General features: G+C 70.2%; 13 protein-coding genes. 7 read left to right on the top strand and 6 right to left on the bottom strand.

What is annotated here, in order from left to right; all coding sequences use genetic code 11:
* Positions 1–22 precede the first annotated feature (22 nt).
* Positions 23–3433: an Ig-like domain-containing protein gene (locus LZ199_RS33910; protein WP_253997904.1), complete on the top strand. Its 3411-nt coding sequence runs from the start codon at positions 23–25 to the stop codon at positions 3431–3433.
* Positions 3434–3525: 92 nt separating this feature from the next.
* Here the strand turns inward: LZ199_RS33910 and LZ199_RS33915 are convergent, their stop codons facing one another.
* Positions 3526–4122, bottom strand: a complete 597-nt coding sequence (locus tag LZ199_RS33915; protein WP_253997905.1) for a hypothetical protein — start codon at positions 4120–4122, stop codon at positions 3526–3528.
* 108 nt (positions 4123–4230) lie between these two features.
* On the bottom strand, positions 4231–5307 hold the full coding sequence (locus tag LZ199_RS33920; protein WP_253997906.1) for an MBL fold metallo-hydrolase: 1077 nt from the start codon (positions 5305–5307) through the stop codon (positions 4231–4233).
* A 78-nt stretch (positions 5308–5385) separates the two neighbouring features.
* Here LZ199_RS33920 and LZ199_RS33925 point away from each other — a divergent pair, with 78 nt between their 5' ends.
* Complete coding sequence (locus tag LZ199_RS33925) at positions 5386–5856, top strand: carbonic anhydrase (RefSeq protein WP_253997907.1); 471 nt, start codon at positions 5386–5388, stop codon at positions 5854–5856.
* 12 nt (positions 5857–5868) lie between these two features.
* Here LZ199_RS33925 and LZ199_RS33930 read toward each other — a convergent pair whose 3' ends face one another.
* The 4 genes from LZ199_RS33930 to LZ199_RS33945 form a co-directional block, all read right to left on the bottom strand.
* On the bottom strand, positions 5869–7344 hold the full coding sequence (locus tag LZ199_RS33930) for an amino acid permease (RefSeq protein WP_253997908.1): 1476 nt from the start codon (positions 7342–7344) through the stop codon (positions 5869–5871).
* A 91-nt stretch (positions 7345–7435) separates the two neighbouring features.
* Positions 7436–8095: a hypothetical protein gene (locus LZ199_RS33935; protein ID WP_253997909.1), complete on the bottom strand. Its 660-nt coding sequence runs from the start codon at positions 8093–8095 to the stop codon at positions 7436–7438.
* A 120-nt stretch (positions 8096–8215) separates the two neighbouring features.
* On the bottom strand, positions 8216–9319 hold the full coding sequence (locus LZ199_RS33940) for a right-handed parallel beta-helix repeat-containing protein (RefSeq protein WP_253997910.1): 1104 nt from the start codon (positions 9317–9319) through the stop codon (positions 8216–8218).
* On the bottom strand, positions 9268–9717 hold the full coding sequence (locus tag LZ199_RS33945; protein ID WP_253997911.1) for a hypothetical protein: 450 nt from the start codon (positions 9715–9717) through the stop codon (positions 9268–9270). The genes LZ199_RS33940 and LZ199_RS33945 overlap by 52 nt, the downstream gene beginning before the upstream one ends.
* Before the next feature lie 431 nt (positions 9718–10148).
* Here LZ199_RS33945 and LZ199_RS33950 point away from each other — a divergent pair, with 431 nt between their 5' ends.
* The 5 genes from LZ199_RS33950 to LZ199_RS33970 are packed head-to-tail and all read left to right on the top strand — an operon-like array spanning position 10149 to position 16587.
* Positions 10149–11024 (top strand): sigma-70 family RNA polymerase sigma factor, encoded by an 876-nt coding sequence (locus LZ199_RS33950; RefSeq protein ID WP_253997912.1) that lies wholly within the window; start codon positions 10149–10151, stop codon positions 11022–11024.
* 5 nt (positions 11025–11029) lie between these two features.
* Positions 11030–14170, top strand: a complete 3141-nt coding sequence (locus LZ199_RS33955) for a protein kinase domain-containing protein (protein WP_253997913.1) — start codon at positions 11030–11032, stop codon at positions 14168–14170.
* Positions 14167–14781 carry a hypothetical protein gene (locus LZ199_RS33960; RefSeq protein WP_253997914.1) on the top strand — a complete coding sequence of 205 codons (615 nt, stop codon included), beginning with the start codon at positions 14167–14169 and terminating at the stop codon, positions 14779–14781. The genes LZ199_RS33955 and LZ199_RS33960 overlap by 4 nt, the downstream gene beginning before the upstream one ends.
* Positions 14778–15800: a DUF2071 domain-containing protein gene (locus LZ199_RS33965; protein ID WP_253997915.1), complete on the top strand. Its 1023-nt coding sequence runs from the start codon at positions 14778–14780 to the stop codon at positions 15798–15800. The genes LZ199_RS33960 and LZ199_RS33965 overlap by 4 nt, the downstream gene beginning before the upstream one ends.
* Positions 15801–15825: 25 nt before the next feature.
* Positions 15826–16587: a L,D-transpeptidase family protein gene (locus tag LZ199_RS33970; RefSeq protein ID WP_253997916.1), complete on the top strand. Its 762-nt coding sequence runs from the start codon at positions 15826–15828 to the stop codon at positions 16585–16587.
* Position 16588 lies beyond the last annotated feature (1 nt).

Below are 16588 nucleotides of genomic sequence, written 5' to 3' on the forward strand. Positions count from 1 at the left end.
GCCCGTTGCGAGGAGCGTGTCCATGCATCGCCCGATATCCATCCGAAGCCTCTTCCTGGCGAGCGCCCTCACCCTGGCCTTCGTGCCCGGGTGTCAGGACGCCCCGCCGCCCGATGACCTCCCTCCCGAGCCGCTGGGTGCCATCACCCAGGGCCTCACCTGCGGCGACAGCCTCATCCCCGCGATGACGTCCGGCGATGCCCCGAGCGGGCTCGCCATCGCCTCCAGCCAGCTCAGCGCCTCCAACCCCGGGTGGATGGCGCTGGACGGCAGCGACACCACCATGTGGCTCTCCGCGAGCGGCCAGTCCACCGCGTGGCTCACCTACGAGTTCTTCAACGGGCCCAAGACCGTCACGCACTACGCCATCCGGTTCTCCAACGGCGCGGTCAACGCAAGAGCCCCCCGGGACTGGACGCTGCAGGGCTGGTCCGGCTCCGCGTGGAACACGATTGACTCGCGCACGATCCAGACGAACTGGGGTGGCAGCGAGCAGCGCGAGTTCGCCGTCGCGGCTCCGACGGCCTACGCCAAGTACCGCCTGGTGGTGACGGAGGACAATGCGACTGGCACAGGCGTGGATGTCCTCTCCATCGGCAAGCTGAGCTTCTACAACTGCGCCTGCGCCGCCAACGTCAACCAGGTGCCGGACATGACGAGCGCGACCGCGCCCTCCGGCATCGTCACGGCCTCCGGCGTCATCGAGGCGGACCCGGAATATGCCGCCTGGAAGGCGTTCGACAGCGTGGCCACCGGCGCGTCCATGTGGATCTCCGCAATCGCCCAGACTCCAGCGTGGGTGGCTTATGAGTGGCCGGACGGGCCTCGCATCATCAGCCGGTACGCCATCAAGTACGCCAACGGAGACGTCACCACGCGCGCGCCCAAGAACTGGACCTTCCAAGGCTGGAACGGCAGCGCGTGGGTGACGGTCGACACGCGCGTCGACGAGATGAACTGGTTGGGCTCGGAGCGGCGCGAGTACACGCTCAGCACCCCGAGGAACTTCAGCAAGTTCCGGCTGAACGTGACGGACGACAATGATTCTCGCACCGGGGTCGAGGTCATCTCCCTGGCACGGCTGGAGCTGCTCGGCTGCGTGCGCGACACGGTGGCGCCCATCGTCCCGGTCTTCACCGGCCTCACGCCCGCCTCTCCCAGCACGCAGACCAGCACGACGCTCGCCGGAACCACGGAGGCGGGCGCCACCGTGCGACTCTTCTCCGGGAGCAGCTGCGCTGGCAGCCCCCTCGCGAGCGTGACGGCCAACGCCTCGGGCATCTTCACCCGGGCCTTCACCATGACGGCCAACACCACGAGCACCTTCTCCGCGAAGGCCGAGGACTCGGTGGGCAACCTCTCCGCGTGCTCCGCCGCCATCAGCTACGTGCATGACACCCTCGCCCCCGCCACGCCCTTCCAGCTCGCCTTCGTCCCCAATGGGGCGGGAACCCAGGTGAATCCCCTGCTCGAAGGGCGCACCGAGGCGGGCGCGCTCGTCCGCGTCTTCCAGAACCCCAGCTGCGGAGGCACGCCGCTGACCACCCTCACGGCGAATGCCACCACCGGCAACTTCAGCCTCAACCTGTCCGTGGGGACCAACTCCGTGACGACGTTCACGTTGCGCGCCGTGGATGCCGCCGGAAACACCTCGGGCTGCTCGCCGACGGTGGCGTATACGAATGACACCCTCGCGCCGCTGCCGCCCACCCTCCTCCCGGGACTGGTGGCCTTCCCCCAGGCGCCCTTCGTCAGCGCGGTGCGCGCGACGGCCGAGCCGCGGACCCGAATCATCCTCTTCTCGAACGCGGGCTGCACCCTCCCCATGGGCACGGAGGTGCCGCTGGACAATGCGGGAGTCGCGCTGGTGCCGCTGCTCGCCAACCAGGTGGGCGTCACCGTCTTCATGCGGGTCCGGGATGCCGCGGGCAATCAGTCCGCCTGCACGTCCTTCACGGAGACCTGCGGCCTGGGCTTCCTGGACTGCGATGGCAATCCGGGCAACGGGTGTGAGACCTCGATGATGGACGACGCGGCGAACTGCGGCGCGTGCGGCACCGTGTGCGGCGGCGCGGCCTCCGCCAGCGGCGTCTGCGGCGCGGGGACGTGTGGCCTTGGCTGCGCGGTGGGGACATTCGATTGCGACGGCAACGCGGTCAACGGCTGCGAGTCCTCCACGGCCTGCGCTCCTGGCGTGTGTCAGGTGACGCCGAACCGGGAGCTGCTCATCACCGACCTGTCCGTGGTGGAGGACCCGGTGCGGACCACCGGCAACGGCGTCTGGACGTTCGGCACGCTGATGCGCCGCATGAACGGTGGACAGAACCCCTCCGAGCTGGTGCGAAACTGGCTGAAGACGTGGGAGCAGGACCAGTTCATCGAGGCTTCGTTCGTCGCCGCGCGCCCCCGCATCCGTCCCGACGTGCTCGGTCCCTGGGAGTCCCGCAGCGGAGGCCCCAACGCGCCGCTCGACTTCAACACGGCGCCGTTCCGGCTGCTCGCCATCGTCAACCGCATCGACCTGCGCAGCGAGGGCACGCACTCGGGCGAGGGCCGCTTCGTCTTCGGCGTCACCACGCCCTCCGGCCAGCCGATGCCGTTCACCGTCATCCTGGAGTACATGCTGCCCGGCGATGGGCCGGAGGACATCCAGCGCTGGGCTCGTGACTGGCACGATCTGGGCACGCTGAGCCTCGGGACGACCGCCTACAACACGAAGCTCCAGGCACTCACGGACCGCTTCACCCAGTCCTTCGTGGCACCGGGACACTTCATGGGCAGCGCCATCCATCAGGTGCGCACCAATGAGAACGTGTTGGACCCGCTGTGGGAGCTGCGCGAGTTCCACTTCGGGCCCACTGGCCTGGCGCCTGCGCCCGTGGCCCTCACGCCGGAGCTCTTCCACGCCGGCACGCCCCTGGTGACGAACTACGTGCAGCAGAACCTGGCGCCCCTGATGAGCGGCACGCATGTGGTGCCGGCCTTCTTCGAGGGACAGCCCTTCCTCGCGGGCTCCGCGCTCACGCCGTTCTTCTTCTTCTGGAACGCGCCAGGCGCGGACCCCGAGGCCCGCCATCGATTCTCCCTGAACACGTGCAACGGCTGCCACGCGGGGGAGACGCAGACCACCTTCCTCCACATCTTCCCGCGTTCGGCGGGGAACGCCTCGGGCCCCTCTCCCTTCATGCTCAGCCAGGGAGGGACTCCGGACCCTGTGTCCCCCTCCATCGTCCGCGTCTTCAACGACCTGGGCCGCCGAGACGACGACCTGGAGAACCTGGTGTGCGGAGCGCCGCAGAGCCTCCAGGCGATGACCGGCTCCGTGGGTGAGTCCCTGCTCGCGCCGCGCTCACTGAGCAGCACGAAGAACCTGGATGCGGCCGTGCCGGGCTTCCCCCCCCGCTCGAACCTGCCTCCGGGCCGCGTCCACTGACGCACGCCGGACACGCGAAGTGAACGGGCCGGGCTCCACGAAACCAGGTGGAGTCCGGCCCGAGTCATGTCCGAAGCACTCCGCGCGCTGACTCAGAAGCTCCCGAGCATCCACGCGCTGCCCACGAGGATGGAGACCGTGGACGCCACGCGGGGCACGTGCGTCGCGAGCTTGGAGGAGACCTGACGGATGCGAGAGAAGGCGGCGATACCGGCGGTCAGCGCGGACATGGCCAGCGTGCTGCCGATGGAGAACCCGCCCAGGTAGAGGGCCTGCTCTGGCCCCGTACCGGATACAGCGATGGGCAGCAGCAACAGCAGCGCGGACGCTCCGGTGAGCCCATGCACCAGGCCCACGGCGAGCACTCCTCGAGAGGCCTGACTGTCGTCACCGGCGACCAGCTTCCGCCGCAGCCCCCAGACGCCCATGCCCAGCAGCGCGAGGCCCGCGAGGCGCTCCGCCCAGCGGTCGACGGATTCGAGATGCACGGCGGACAGGAGCACCAGCAAGACGCCCGCGGCGAGCAGGGTGCCGAGCCCATGGCCCAGCCCCCACAACAACCCCACCCGCCATGCGCCCTGTCGACGCCCCACGGACAGCGGGGCGAGGCTCAGCAGATGGTCCGGTCCCGCCAGTGCGTGCAGCGCACCTGAACCGACAGCCGCGAGCGCGATGAGGGGCAAGGTCATGGTTGCATCCACCTGCTGGAGGAGAGATGCCCATCCCCCTGCCCGCGTTCCAAGACATCGACTCAGGGGCCCCGTGGAGTCCCGTCGCGCGGTCGATGGAACGCCTGCCTACCCGCCCAGGACGGGCCTCGGCGCCAACACGCCCGCCGAGACTTCGCGCCACCAGGGCGTGGCCTGCTCCAGGCGCAGGGGCTCGCTCGCGGCCCCCAGGCGGGGCGTGAAGAGCTGGACCTGCTGCTCGGTGGCCAGGCGGAGCAGCGTCTCCGCGGGCTCGTCCCACGCGTGCAGCGCCAGGTTGAAGGTGCCCCAGTGCACGGGCATCAACCGGCCGCCCCCCAACATCTCATGGGCCTTGAGGGCGTTCTCCGGGCCCAGGTGGATGGTGCCCCAGCTCGGGTGGAAGGCGCCGACCTCCACCATCACCAGGTCGAACGGACCGTGGCGCCGCCCCACCTCGCGAAGCTCCTCCGTCAGCCCGGTGTCGCCGCTGAAGAAGAGGCGGTGCTTGTCGCTCTCCAGCACCCAGGACGCCCACAGGGTCCGGTTCCGGTCGCCCAGGCCGCGCCCGGAGAAGTGCTGCGACGGGGTGGCGGTGAGCGCCACCGGCCCCACCGTGGCCCGCTCCCACCAGTCCAGCTCGGTGATGAGCTCCGGCGCCACGCCGAAGGCCTCCAGGTGGGCCCCCACGCCCAGGGCCGTGACGAACGGAACACGCCGCTTCGCCAGCGCCTGGATGGTCGGCCGGCACAAGTGGTCATAGTGGTCATGCGACACGAGCACCGCGTCCAGCTCCGGCAGCGCCTCCAGGGACACCGGCACCTCGTGGAAGCGACGAGGCCCGGCGAAGGACATGGGCGAGGCGCGCTCGCCGAACACGGGGTCCGTCAGGATGCGCGCGCCGTCCAGCTCCAGCAGCATCGTGCTGTGCCCCAGCCACGTCACCCGCAGACCGGTGTCGGGCTTGCGTGCCCAGGCCTCCAACGGGCTCTCCATGGGCAACGGCCCCGGCGGCGTGCGCTGCTCGCCTCCACAGAAGTACTCGCCCAGCAACGGCAAGGGGTTGCCCTGGATGCCAGGAGCCACGGGCGCGGTGTTGCGAAACCGGCCCTCCGCGAACTGACGGGAGGCGCGCACCCGCTCGAGTCGCAGCCCTGAGATGCGCCCACCACGACGGGAAGGAGACATGCCCCCGTGTCTAACGCCTTGGCCCGATTCTGGCCACCCGCTCGACCCCCATGAGGGGAAACCCGCTAGGGTGCGCACATGATCGACGACGAGAAGCCGTTCGTCTCCCGCCACCGCTACAAGCACCGCCATCCGACGGTGCTCGCCATCTATTGCTCGGATGGCCGCTTCACGGACGCCGTGGAAGACCTGGCCACCCACCTGGGCCACGAGCGCATCGACACCCTGACCATTCCGGGCGGCCCCGCGCTGCTCAACCGCTGGACGGCCGACTACCTGGAGAGCGACACCATCACCCGCGCGGCCCGCTTCCTCATCATCGGCCACCACATCGAGGAGGTGCTCCTGCTCGCGCACGCCAACTGCGGCTACTACCAGACCCGCCACGGGACGATGGGCCCCGAGTTCATCGCGGAGCAACAGGTCAACGACCTGCGCCACGCCGCCGAGGAACTCCAGAAGGAGCACACCGGCATCCGCGTGCGGCCGTTCTATGTCCACCCCGAGGCCGAGCGCATCCACTTCAAGCCCGTGGCCCTCCACGACTGAGGGCACGGAACCTCAGCGCGGCTCCGTCCCCGCGGCCGCCTCCTCGCGCCCGACGCGGGAGTGCTTGCGGCCATAGCCGAAGTAGATGACGAGCCCCAGCGCGAGCCAGAGGATGAGCCGTATCCAGGTCTCCGTGCCAAGGCCCAGCATCAGGGCCGTGCAGACGAGAATGCCCAGGATGGGGACCACCGGCACGAAGGGCGTCCGAAAGGGCCGGGGCAGCTCCGGCCGCTTGTAGCGCAACACCAGGATGCCGGCGCAGACGACCACGAACGCGAACAGCGTCCCGATGGAGACCAGGTGCCCGAGCAACCCGATGGGGAACAGCCCCGCCACCACCATGGCCACGCCTCCGGTGATGAGCGTGGACACATAGGGCGTCCGGTAGCGCGGGTGGATGCGTCCGAAGAATGGCGGCAGCAGCCCGTCGCGTGACATGGCGAAGAAGATGCGGGGCTGCCCCATCAGCATGACGAGCACCACCGAGGCGAGCCCCGCGATGGCCCCCACGCCGACGATGGGCCGCAGCCACTGCAAGGCGGGGCCTCCCTCGGAGATGGCCACGTACACGGGCTCGGCCACATCCAGCGTTTGGTACGGCGCCAGCCCCGTCATCACCGCCGCCATCAGCACATAGAGCACCGTGCACACGATGAGCGAGCCGAGGATGCCCGTGGGCAGGTCCTTCGACGGGTTGCGCGTCTCCTGCGCCGCCGTGGAGACGGCGTCGAAGCCGATGTACGCGAAGAAGATGACCCCGGCCCCCGCCAGCACCCCGCTCCAGCCGAACTCGCCGAAGCGCCCCGTGTTGGGCGGGATGAAGGGCGTCCAGTGCTCGCGCTCGACATGGAAGGCGCCGAAGACGATGACCAGCAGGACGATGGCGACCTTCACGAAGACGATGAGGTTGTTGACGCGCGCGGACTCATGGATGCCGACGACGAGCAGCGCCGTGAGCACGCCCACCAGCAGCACCGCCGGAAGGTTGATGAGCGCTCCGGTGGCGTGAGGCACGAGCGAGCCCGGCGTGGTGCCGAGCGGTGCATTCGCCAGGGCCGCGGGCAGCTCCCAGCCCGCGTAGTCGCGCAGGAAGGCGGTCAGGTAGCCGGACCACCCCACCGCCACGGCCGAGGACGCGAAGAGATACTCCAGCATCAAATCCCAGCCGATGATCCACGCCACCAGCTCGCCCAGGGTGGCGTAGCCGTACGTGTACGCGCTGCCGGCCACGGGAATCATCGAGGCGAACTCCGCGTAGCACAGCCCCGCGAAGAGGCAGCCCATCCCAGCCAGGATGAACGACAGGACGATGGCGGGCCCCGCGTGCTGCGCCGCCGCCGTCCCCGTCACGACGAAGATGCCCGCGCCGATGATGGCTCCAATTCCCAGCAGCGTGAGCTGGAGCCCATTGAGGGTGCGATGCAGCTCGTGCCCCTCGCCATCCTCGTTCTGGAGCCTCGTGAGGCTCTTCTTCGACCAGATTCCCACGGCCGGCAGTCAATGCCGGCCTGCGTCCCTTTCGAAAGCCCGGACGCCACGGATGGGCGGCAAGTGTCACCCGGCGAGCGAATCGCCGGACTCAGCCCCGGCGGTGCTCACGGCGGTCCTCGCGCCGCTCGCGATGGTCCTCGCGCAGCTCCTGCTTGCCCTCGCGGACCTCGCGCTCCGCCAGCCGGATGAGCTCCTGGATGAGGTCCCGCTTGCGGTGCAGCGCGCCTCCAGCCCTGCGGCCCTCCAGCTCCGCGAGCTCCCGGGCGATGACCTGCCGCGAGCGCAGCGTGCTGGCCTCCGCCTTCACATCGCGACGGTCGTCCCGGGCATCCCGCCGGTCATCGCGGAGGTCCCGCTTGTCGCTGACGTACGCGGCCCGGCGCCCCCAGGCCGCATCGTCCCGGACCTCCCACTGCTCCGCGCGCACCTCACGCTGGCTGCGCTGGGCCTCCCGCTGCGAGGACGACAGCTCGTTGCGGCTCTCCATCATCTCCGCGTGGAGAAGCTGGCGGAGCCGCGCTTCCACGGCATCCATCTCGCGGTGGTCACGACGCGCCCAGGCCTTGTCGAAGCGGGCCAGGACGGTCTTCAGCTCCTGCACGTCCATCCGGTCGTCCCGAAGCTCGCGACGGTCCTCATGCGCCTCGTAGCGGTTCTGCGCGCGCTCCCACTGGTTGTTTCGGGACTGGGCCTGCGCGCTTCCCGCGAAGAGAAGTCCCGCGAGCACGGCGGAAGAAAAAGCGTTCATGGTGGGGGGTCCTCGTGAGCGCGAAGCTCGCTGGTGTGTACAAAGCCTCCTGACGCGCCCGGAGCCACTTTATTCGAGGCCCCGGGCCCCCCGATGGCGACAAGGTAGGACTCGCGCCGACTACTGGGCGGCGACCGTGCAGTCGCCCGTCACGTTCGGAGCGGGAGCGCCGTTCACTTCGTTCCCCTGGAAGACGTTGTCGCTCGCGACCACCAGCTCCACCCCGCCGCTGCCCCGGTTGCAGACGACGACGCCTCCCGCCCCTGCCTGGTTGCCCACGAAGCGGTTGTGTCGAACGGTGACGGCGCGGGTCCCCACGTCCTCCAGGTAGATGGCCGCCGCCGGGCCCTTCGTCACGAAGTTGTCCTCGAAGAGGTTGTCTTCGATGAGGTCATTGTTCGGCTGGAAGTAGTGCAGCGCCGCGCCGCCGCCCAGGTCGTAGATGTTCTGCGAGTTGGGCCAGGCAAGCAGGGGCCTCACCGCCAGGCCACTCCACACGCTGCCGCGGAAGGCCTCCAGCCCGTTGTTCCGGAAGGTGTTGCCGCGCACCACGGAGTCCCGGCCGTGCGTCACGCACATCGCTCCGCCGCCCGCCATGGACGACGTGCCCGCCTGCGCGAAGCGGTCGATGTCGGAGGTGCGGTTGCCTTCGAACACCGTGCTCTCCACGCGCGAGCCCACGGTGAACATCAGGTCCAGCGCGCCGCACTTCGCGGCGGACATGTTGTCCCGGAACAGCGAGTTGCGAATCGTCACCGGCCCCGGGTAGTAGGCCCACAGCGCGCCGCGCGTCCAGTCACGGTCGCCGTTGTAATCGTTCTTGCGCACCTTCTCGAAAATCATGTGGTCGAAGACGGGGTGGCCATCCCCCACCGAGTTGTCTCCGTAGAAGTTCATCCCCCACCAGCCATATGGATTCGTCGAGGTGAGCACCACGGGCTTGTCCGCCGTGCCGCTCACCTGGATGCCTCCGTAGACGCGCAGCTCCACGCGGCCCTTCTGGTGGTTCATCACGCTGTCCGGTGCCCCTGACGCGACATCCGCCTCCGTCACCTCCGGGCGACCCTTGAAGTCGAGGACGACGCCGGGCTGCACCTTGAGGACCTGTCCCTTCGGAATCGTGACGACGCCCTGCGCGTTGCCGATGACCCGGTAGGGCGAACCCGCCGCCGTCAGCGTCCCCGACAACGTGCCGGTGATGAGCGTGCCGCCGTCCGTCGGCACGTCGATGGGACCTGCGTCCCGCCCGCCATCCGGTGGCCCCGCGTCCGGAAGGCCAGCGTCCACGGGGTCCGGACCGCGGCCACCGTCCGTGCCGGAGTCGCCGCCATCCGAGGACCCAGAGCCGCCCGCATCCCTCGACTCCGGGGTTCCACCATCGGCCTCATGCGTCCCAGCGTCTTCGCGACCTGGCTCGCCCGCATCTTCATGACCTGGTTCGCCGGCGTCTTCGCGATCTGGCTCGCCCGCATCTTCACGACCCGGTTCGCCGGCGTCTTCGCGATCTGGCTCGCCTCCGTCATCTCGACCGGGTCCGCCAGCGTCTTCGCGTCCGGGCCCGTCTCCACCGTCGTCACGCCCAGCCCCGCCACCGTCCTTGGTCGGCACCACTCCGTCTTCATCCCGGTCGGTCGACGAGGGCTCACCGGAACAAGCAAAGACACTCAACGACAGGGACACGAACACGACGCTGACAATCAAGAAGGGAGACGAGGGTGTCTTCATGGGCGGGTTGGCAGGTAACACGGAGAGGAGTCATCCACCATTGCATGAGGGTCCCATCCTCCACTGCCTCGCCGTCGGACCGATGCCCTGCACGAAGGGGCATCTCCATTGCGCGCCGAGCACTCCCCCACCCCCACGGTCGGGCTTCCCGTCGCATGCTCCATGCCTTCCAGCGGGGGGACTCCACGTCTGTATCCCCGCACCCGTGCTCGACAATGCTTCCCACCCAGGCTGACGCATCAGGTCTGATTTCCGACGACGCGCTGACACCATGCGTACATCGACGCCTCCGGCGCCGAGCCCCGAATCCGATAGAGTCCCGCGCACAATGGAGCTCGTGCTGTCGTTTCTCGCGGGCGCGTCGCGTCCGTGTGGCCCGGACGAGTCACAAGTCCTGGCAGGGCGATTGGGGGAAGCACTGGACCGCAGCCACGAAGCGTGGCCGGGCGTCGTGTTGTCTGGCGACACGTTCGCACGCCACCTGGGCGAGCGCGTTCCTCCTGAGCTGTCCCTCACGGAAGGACTGCATGCGCTGAAGGTCGAGGACCTCTACCTCGCCCGCGCATCTCTCGACGGAGACCGCGCCGCGCTCGAGGCCCTCCAGCGCGCGGTGCTCCTGCCCGTGTCGCGCGCCGTGCGCCGCGTGGACCGCTCGGACGCCTTCGTGGACGAGGTGCTCCAGCTCACCCGCCTGAAGCTGCTGGTGGGCAGCACCCGTCAGGGCCCGCGCCTGGGCGAGTACGCCGGACGCGGCACGCTGCGCCGCTGGACGGAGGCCATCGCGGTGGGCGTCGCCCTGACCCTCAAGCGCGGCCCTCCCCGCGCCGTGTCTTTGGATGATGCGCCGCTCGTGTCGGAGCTCCAGGGCGCGGACCCGGAGCTCGCGCTCATCCAGCAACGCTATCGCCCCGCCTTCCGCGCCGCGTTCGCCGAGGCGCTGTCGCAGCTCTCGCCCAGGGACCGAAACCTCCTGCGACTGAGTCTGGGTCAGGGGCTCGGGGTGGAGTCCCTGGGCACGCTCCACCAGGTCCACGCCTCCACGGTGTCTCGCTGGCTGACGCGCGCCCGCCAGTCCCTGCTGGAAGGCACTCGCGCCGGACTCTCGCGGCGACTGACGCTGAATGTCTCCCAGCTCGACAGCCTGCTGCGGGTGATGGATGCGAGCCTCGCGGTGAGCCTGTCTTCCCTGCTCGACGAAGGATGAGTGCCATGGCTCCGTCAAACGACTCGCGGTGCCTCGACGAACCCCAGCTCCTCGACCTCGCGGATGGCGTGGCCTCCCGGGAGCTGCGCGCACGCGCGGAGGCCCACCTGGATGGCTGTGCCGCCTGCCAGGCCCAGCTCGCGGGCTTCCTCCTCGCGCGCGCGCCGTCCACCCCTTCGCCACGCCAGGAGCCTTCGCCCACGCCCTCCACCCTGGTGGAGGACACCGTCACAGCGAAGGGGCCACCCATGGCCGCGCTGGAGCGAGGCACGCTGCTGGGACGCTACGTCGTGCTGGAGCGAATCGGGGCCGGTGGCATGGGCGTGGTGTACGCGGCCTATGACCCCAGCATCGACCGCCGCATCGGACTCAAGCTGGTGCACGCCGCACCGGGCGTGGTGGACTCCACCGACCGAATCCTGAGCGAGGCCCGCGCCGCCGCGCGCACCCAGCACCCCGCCGTCGTCGCCGTGCACGACGTGGGCAGGGTCGATGACCGGGTGTTCATCGCGATGGAGCTGGTGGAAGGCGGCACGCTGCGCCAGCACCTCGCCACCACGCGGCCTGACTGGCGGGGCGTGTTGCGCCTGTACCTCCAGGCGGGCCGAGGCCTCGCCGCCGCGCACGCCGCGGGCGTCATCCACCGCGACTTCAAGCCGGACAACGTCCTGGTCGACCGCGCGGGCCGCGTGAAGGTGACCGACTTCGGCCTGGCCCGCCTCGCCGCCCGCGTGGAGTCCACCGCGTCATCCCCTGGAACGTCCGAGCCACTCGCCGTCGGACCGGGCACTCCCGGCATCGTAAGCACGGCCGCCGCGGGCACGCCGGGCTACATCTCTCCCGAGGGACTGGTGGGAGGGCGCGTGGATGCGCGCTCGGACCAGTTCAGCTTCTGTGTCGCGCTCTTCGAGGGGATGCACGGCGCGAAGCCCGGCGAGCGGGAGGCCCTCACGCGCGCCTCCGTCCCCCGCGCGGTGCTCACCGCCGTGCAGCGAGGCCTCTCGCCGTCGCCGGAAGACCGCTTCCCTTCCATGGACGCGCTGCTCACCGCGCTGGAGCGCGCGGCGTTTCCCAGGACCTCGCGCTGGCTCGGAGCGCTGGGGGCGGGCCTGGGCGTGGCGGCGGCCATCACCGTCCTCTTCGTGGCGCGAGGCCCCCAGCCTTGCGCGGACAGCCCCTCGCGACTCGTGGGCGTGTGGGACGCGACTCGCAAGCTGGCGCTCCGCGACGCCTTCCTCGCCACCAGCGCGCCCGGCGCGGAGGCCCAGCATGCGACGCTGGTCCGCTCGCTGGATGGCTACGCCAGTCAGTGGATGGAGGCCCACCGCCAGGCCTGCGAGGCGACCCACGTCCGCCATGAGCAATCCGAGGCGGCGATGGACCTGCGCATGCATTGCCTGGAGCGCCGCAAGCGCGAGCTGCACGCGATGGTGGACGTGCTGAACACCGCCAGCGCCAGCGAGGTGTCGAACGCGCTCCAAATGGTGCGGGGACTGGTGCCCACCTCCCGCTGCGCGGACGTGGAGGCGCTCGCCCGGCCCGTGCCACCGCCCACGCGAGGCCAGGAGCGCGAGCGGGTCCGCGCCGCCCAGGCGCTGCTCGCCGACGTGAAGGCGAGGGACCACGCCGGGCGCTGGAAGGAGGCCCTGGAGCTGGCGCTCACCGTGGAGAACCAGGCCCTGGCGACGAACTACAGACCGCTGCTCGGGGAGGCGCTGCTCGCCCAGGGCCGCATCCGGCTCCATGAGCGCGACGAGAAGGAGGCCGGGAGACTGCTGCGGCGCGCCGCGCTGGCCTCCCAGGCGGGGCGGGATGACGAGCACGCCATCGAGGCGATGGTGAACCTGGTCTACGTCGAGGGCGAGCTGGCGGAGCGTCCGGAGCAGGCCGACCTGTGGAGCGACCTGGCCCAGTCGCTTTTGGAGCGCATCGGTGGCGACGACCAGCTCGAGTCCAACCTCGCCTTCACCCAAGGCATGGTGCTTACCCGTCGGGGACGCCACGCGGAGGCCGCTCCCCTGCTCGAGAAGAGCATCGCCATGCGTGAGCGCGCCCATGGCAAGGACGCCTACGTCCTGCTCGACGCGCTCCTCGCGCTCGGGACCGCGCAGCGCGGCCTGGGCCGCCTCGAAGAAGCCCTGGCCACCCAGCGGCGCACCCGGGATTTGCTGGTGACGCACGTGGGACGCGAGCACCCCTTCGTGGCCATGACGCTGAACAACATCGCCTCCACGTTCGTCAAGATGGGCCGCTTCGACGAGGCGCTCGCGACCTTCGAGGAGAGCATCCAGCTCTTCGAGCGCATCCATGGCGCGGGGCAGCCCGCCAGCTATCTCATGAACCTGAATGCGAACATCGGCGCGGTGCACGGCGCGCGCGGCCACTTCGAGCAGGCGCACGCGGCCCTGGAGCGCGCGTGGGCCCTCGCCAAGGCCAGCCGCCCGCCTGGACACCCGGACCGGGCTTTCATCGCGGGACACCTCGCCCTGGCGCTCGCGGGCCGGGGCCGGGTGGCCGAGGCGCTCGCGCGCGTGGAGGCCGCGCGAGGGGAGCTGGATGCCGCACTGTCCGATGGACGTCGCAGCGTGCGTCACGGGGAGCTGTCCACGCGCGTCGCGGAGGTCCTCCTTCGGGTGCGTCGCTTCGAGCCCGCGGCCAACGAGGCACGCAAGGCGGTGGCCTTGCTGCGCGAGCTGGGGGCTCAGGACAAGCTGGCCACCGCCCTGTGCAGGTGGGCGGAGGCCCTGCTCGGCGCGGCCCGGCTTCCGGACGCCGAGCGCGCCGCCCGCGAAGGGCTGAAGCTGCGCGAACAAGCGACGCCACCCGACGCGGAAGAGGTCGCGGAGGCTCGCTCCGTGCTGGGGCAGGTGCTGCTGGCGCGCGGAGACCTCGCGGGGGCCCGCGCGTTGCTGGAGCAGGCACTGGAGGGCTGGGAGAAGGAAGGCGCCAGTGCCTTCATGCTCGCGCCGACTCGCTTCGCGCTCGCCCGCTCGCTCGGGCTTTCGGGCGTCGAGCCCGAGCGGGCGAAAGCCCTGGCGCTCTCCGCGAGAGAGGCCATGGCCCAGAGCCCGCCGCCCAGGAGCCTCCCCTTGGAGGAACTGGACGCCTTCCTCGCCGGGGGTCGCGTAGACTCCGCGGCACGATGAACCGTGAAGAAGCGAACCAGGCCCTGGAGCTCATCCGCCGCGTCGTGACCCAGGCGCGTGACGACTCGGCGCTCCAGAACTGGGGCGTCATCTGGATGCTCCACGCCTTCACCAACGCCGCGGGGTTCGCCACCACGCAGTGGCTCTGGAACCGAGGGGACCGGACACCCGGCGCCTACGTCGTCCTCTGGTGCGGGGTGCTCGCCTTCAACATCTCCACCATCTTCCTGCTCAAGCGCGGCCAGACGGCGGGCGCCCGCTCCTTCGTCGAGCGGCAGATCTGGGCCATCTGGACCACGTTCATGGGCGGCATGGGGCTGGTGGCCCTCATCAACTGGCTGCTGGGCCTGGACCGGCTCTTCATGCCCGCGGTGGCCTGCGTGTTGTTCGCCACCGCCTTCTCGATGATGGGCGCGCTGATGGGCCGCGTGTGGTTCACGGTGGCCGCCTTCTTCGCGGTCGTCTCCCTGGTGATGACGCGCTTGCCGGAGCACGGCTTCAGCCTGCTGGCGGCGCTCTGGTTCGCGGTGCAGTTCGGCGGCGGGCTCGCGCTCCACCGCGCCCGATTGCGAAGACTCGCGGCCCGGGCGCCCGAGGCTCGCCTGGTATGAAGCCGGAGTCGCTCGCCGCGCTGGTGGCCCTCGCGACCGAGCCTTGGGGACTGGACGAGTCGGAGCTTCACTCGCGCCTCACCGTGGCCGGTGTGACGGACCCCGCGGCGGCGCTGCGTGCGATTGCCGTGGCCGGCCTCGCCCGCGAGGAGCGCCGCCGCTGGGTGCCCACGCCGCTGGGACACGAAACCCTCCGAGAGGCCCACCTGCTGCTCGCGAGCAGCCAGGACCCAAGCCCCAGTCCCCCGGGCATGGAGGAGTGCCCGTCCGTGCCCTGGCTCACCCAGGTGCAGACGCACTGGGTGGAGGCCGTGTCGCTCAACTACGCGGTGGACGCGGAGCGCCTGGCAAGGCTGCTGCCCGCGCCGCTGGTTCCGGAGCTTCATCGAGGCACCGCGTGGGTGCAGGTGTTGATGTCGTCCCTGCGCGACATGCGACCCCAGGGCGTGTCTCCCCTGTTGGGCGTGTGCTTCTACCAGGTGAGCTATCGGGCGGCGGTGCGCTACCGCAACGCGCGCGGCGAGTGGCGTCGTGGCGGCTACTTCGTGCGCAGCGAGACGAACGACCCGGTGATGCGCCGCATCGGCAATACGCTGGATGAGTTCCGCTTCCACGAGTTCGGCGAGGCGCACATGGTGATGGCTCGCGAGGGAGCGCTGCTCACCCTCGCAGCGGACCCGGACGCGGCGTTTCCCGGTGGGCGCCTCGTCGGCGTGTTCGACACCCGGCCCCAGACGCGTCCTCCGCCGGGCAGCGTGTGGACGGGGCTTGCGGACCTGCACGAGCCGCTGGTGGAGTGCTACGACGCGCTCGGCGTCTCGGGCGACTTCGTCTACGTGCTCACCATCGACCGCGAGCCGTGGAACGCCCGCTTCTGCACCCCGGTGGAGCTGTACTGCGAATACTTCGAGGAGGGCCCCCTGGCCCCGGGAGCCCGGCTGGACTCGGCGCTCCACCTCACGGAGTGCGCCTATCGCTGGCGTCCCCTTCGCAGGGAGCGACATGTCCTGGAACGGTGAGCGGCCCGCCGGAGTCCAACGCGCGATGAAGACCTCCCTCGCACTCGTCGCCGGCCTCCTTGGCACCCTCCTGTCCTTGAGCGCCCACGCGGGGGACCGCGTCGCCACCGCGCGCGCGTCGCGGATGAAGGACGTCACGGCCCTCTTCGCCACCGCCGGGACACCCTGGCCCACGGACCAGCTCTATGTCCGGGCCTTCAAGCACGAGCAGGAGCTGGAGGTCTGGGCGGGTCCCAAGGACGGGCCGCTGGTGAAGGTGAAGACGTATCCCTTCTGCGCTGCCTCGGGAGAGCTGGGGCCCAAGCGTCGCGAGGGCGATCTCCAGGTGCCCGAGGGCTTCTACACGCTCGACCTCTTCAACCCGGTGAGCAACTTCCACCTCTCCGTGCGGGTCAGCTACCCCAACGCGGCGGACAAGCACCACCAGAAGCCGGGCGTCCGGCTGGGCGGGAACATCTTCGTCCACGGCAACTGCGTGAGCATCGGCTGCATCGCCATCGAGGACAGGCCCATCGAGGAGCTGTACCTCATGGCGCTGGACACTCGCGCCCGGACGAAGCGGGACGCGCCCATCCACATCTTCCCCCGCAGACTCGACGCGGCGGGGATGGCGGCGCTGGAGAAGCAGGCCGGCGCGGACGCGGAGCGGGTGTCGTTCTGGAAGAGCCTCCAGCCCGCGTACACCTTGTTCGAGGAGAGCCGCCAGGTGCCGCGCACCTCGGTCGTCGCGAAGACGGGCGCCTATGTCGTGACACCCGCGACGAAGGCCCCTCGCGCGGGACGCTGAC

It is taken from the genome of Myxococcus qinghaiensis (assembly GCF_024198215.1).
Classification (GTDB): Bacteria; Myxococcota; Myxococcia; order Myxococcales; family Myxococcaceae; genus Myxococcus; species Myxococcus qinghaiensis.

What these genes read in the sequence shown, in the direction of transcription:
- LZ199_RS33910 (WP_253997904.1), top strand. Translation starts at nt 23, where the DNA reads ATGCATCGCCCGATATCCATCCGAAGCCTCTTCCTGGCGAGCGCCCTC.
- LZ199_RS33915 (WP_253997905.1), bottom strand. Translation starts at nt 4,122, where the DNA reads ATGACCTTGCCCCTCATCGCGCTCGCGGCTGTCGGTTCAGGTGCGCTG.
- LZ199_RS33920 (WP_253997906.1), bottom strand. Translation starts at nt 5,307, where the DNA reads ATGTCTCCTTCCCGTCGTGGTGGGCGCATCTCAGGGCTGCGACTCGAG.
- LZ199_RS33925 (WP_253997907.1), top strand. Translation starts at nt 5,386, where the DNA reads ATGATCGACGACGAGAAGCCGTTCGTCTCCCGCCACCGCTACAAGCAC.
- LZ199_RS33935 (WP_253997909.1), bottom strand. Translation starts at nt 8,095, where the DNA reads ATGAACGCTTTTTCTTCCGCCGTGCTCGCGGGACTTCTCTTCGCGGGA.
- LZ199_RS33945 (WP_253997911.1), bottom strand. Translation starts at nt 9,717, where the DNA reads ATGAAGACGGAGTGGTGCCGACCAAGGACGGTGGCGGGGCTGGGCGTG.
- LZ199_RS33950 (WP_253997912.1), top strand. Translation starts at nt 10,149, where the DNA reads ATGGAGCTCGTGCTGTCGTTTCTCGCGGGCGCGTCGCGTCCGTGTGGC.
- LZ199_RS33955 (WP_253997913.1), top strand. Translation starts at nt 11,030, where the DNA reads ATGGCTCCGTCAAACGACTCGCGGTGCCTCGACGAACCCCAGCTCCTC.
- LZ199_RS33960 (WP_253997914.1), top strand. Translation starts at nt 14,167, where the DNA reads ATGAACCGTGAAGAAGCGAACCAGGCCCTGGAGCTCATCCGCCGCGTC.
- LZ199_RS33965 (WP_253997915.1), top strand. Translation starts at nt 14,778, where the DNA reads ATGAAGCCGGAGTCGCTCGCCGCGCTGGTGGCCCTCGCGACCGAGCCT.
- LZ199_RS33970 (WP_253997916.1), top strand. Translation starts at nt 15,826, where the DNA reads ATGAAGACCTCCCTCGCACTCGTCGCCGGCCTCCTTGGCACCCTCCTG.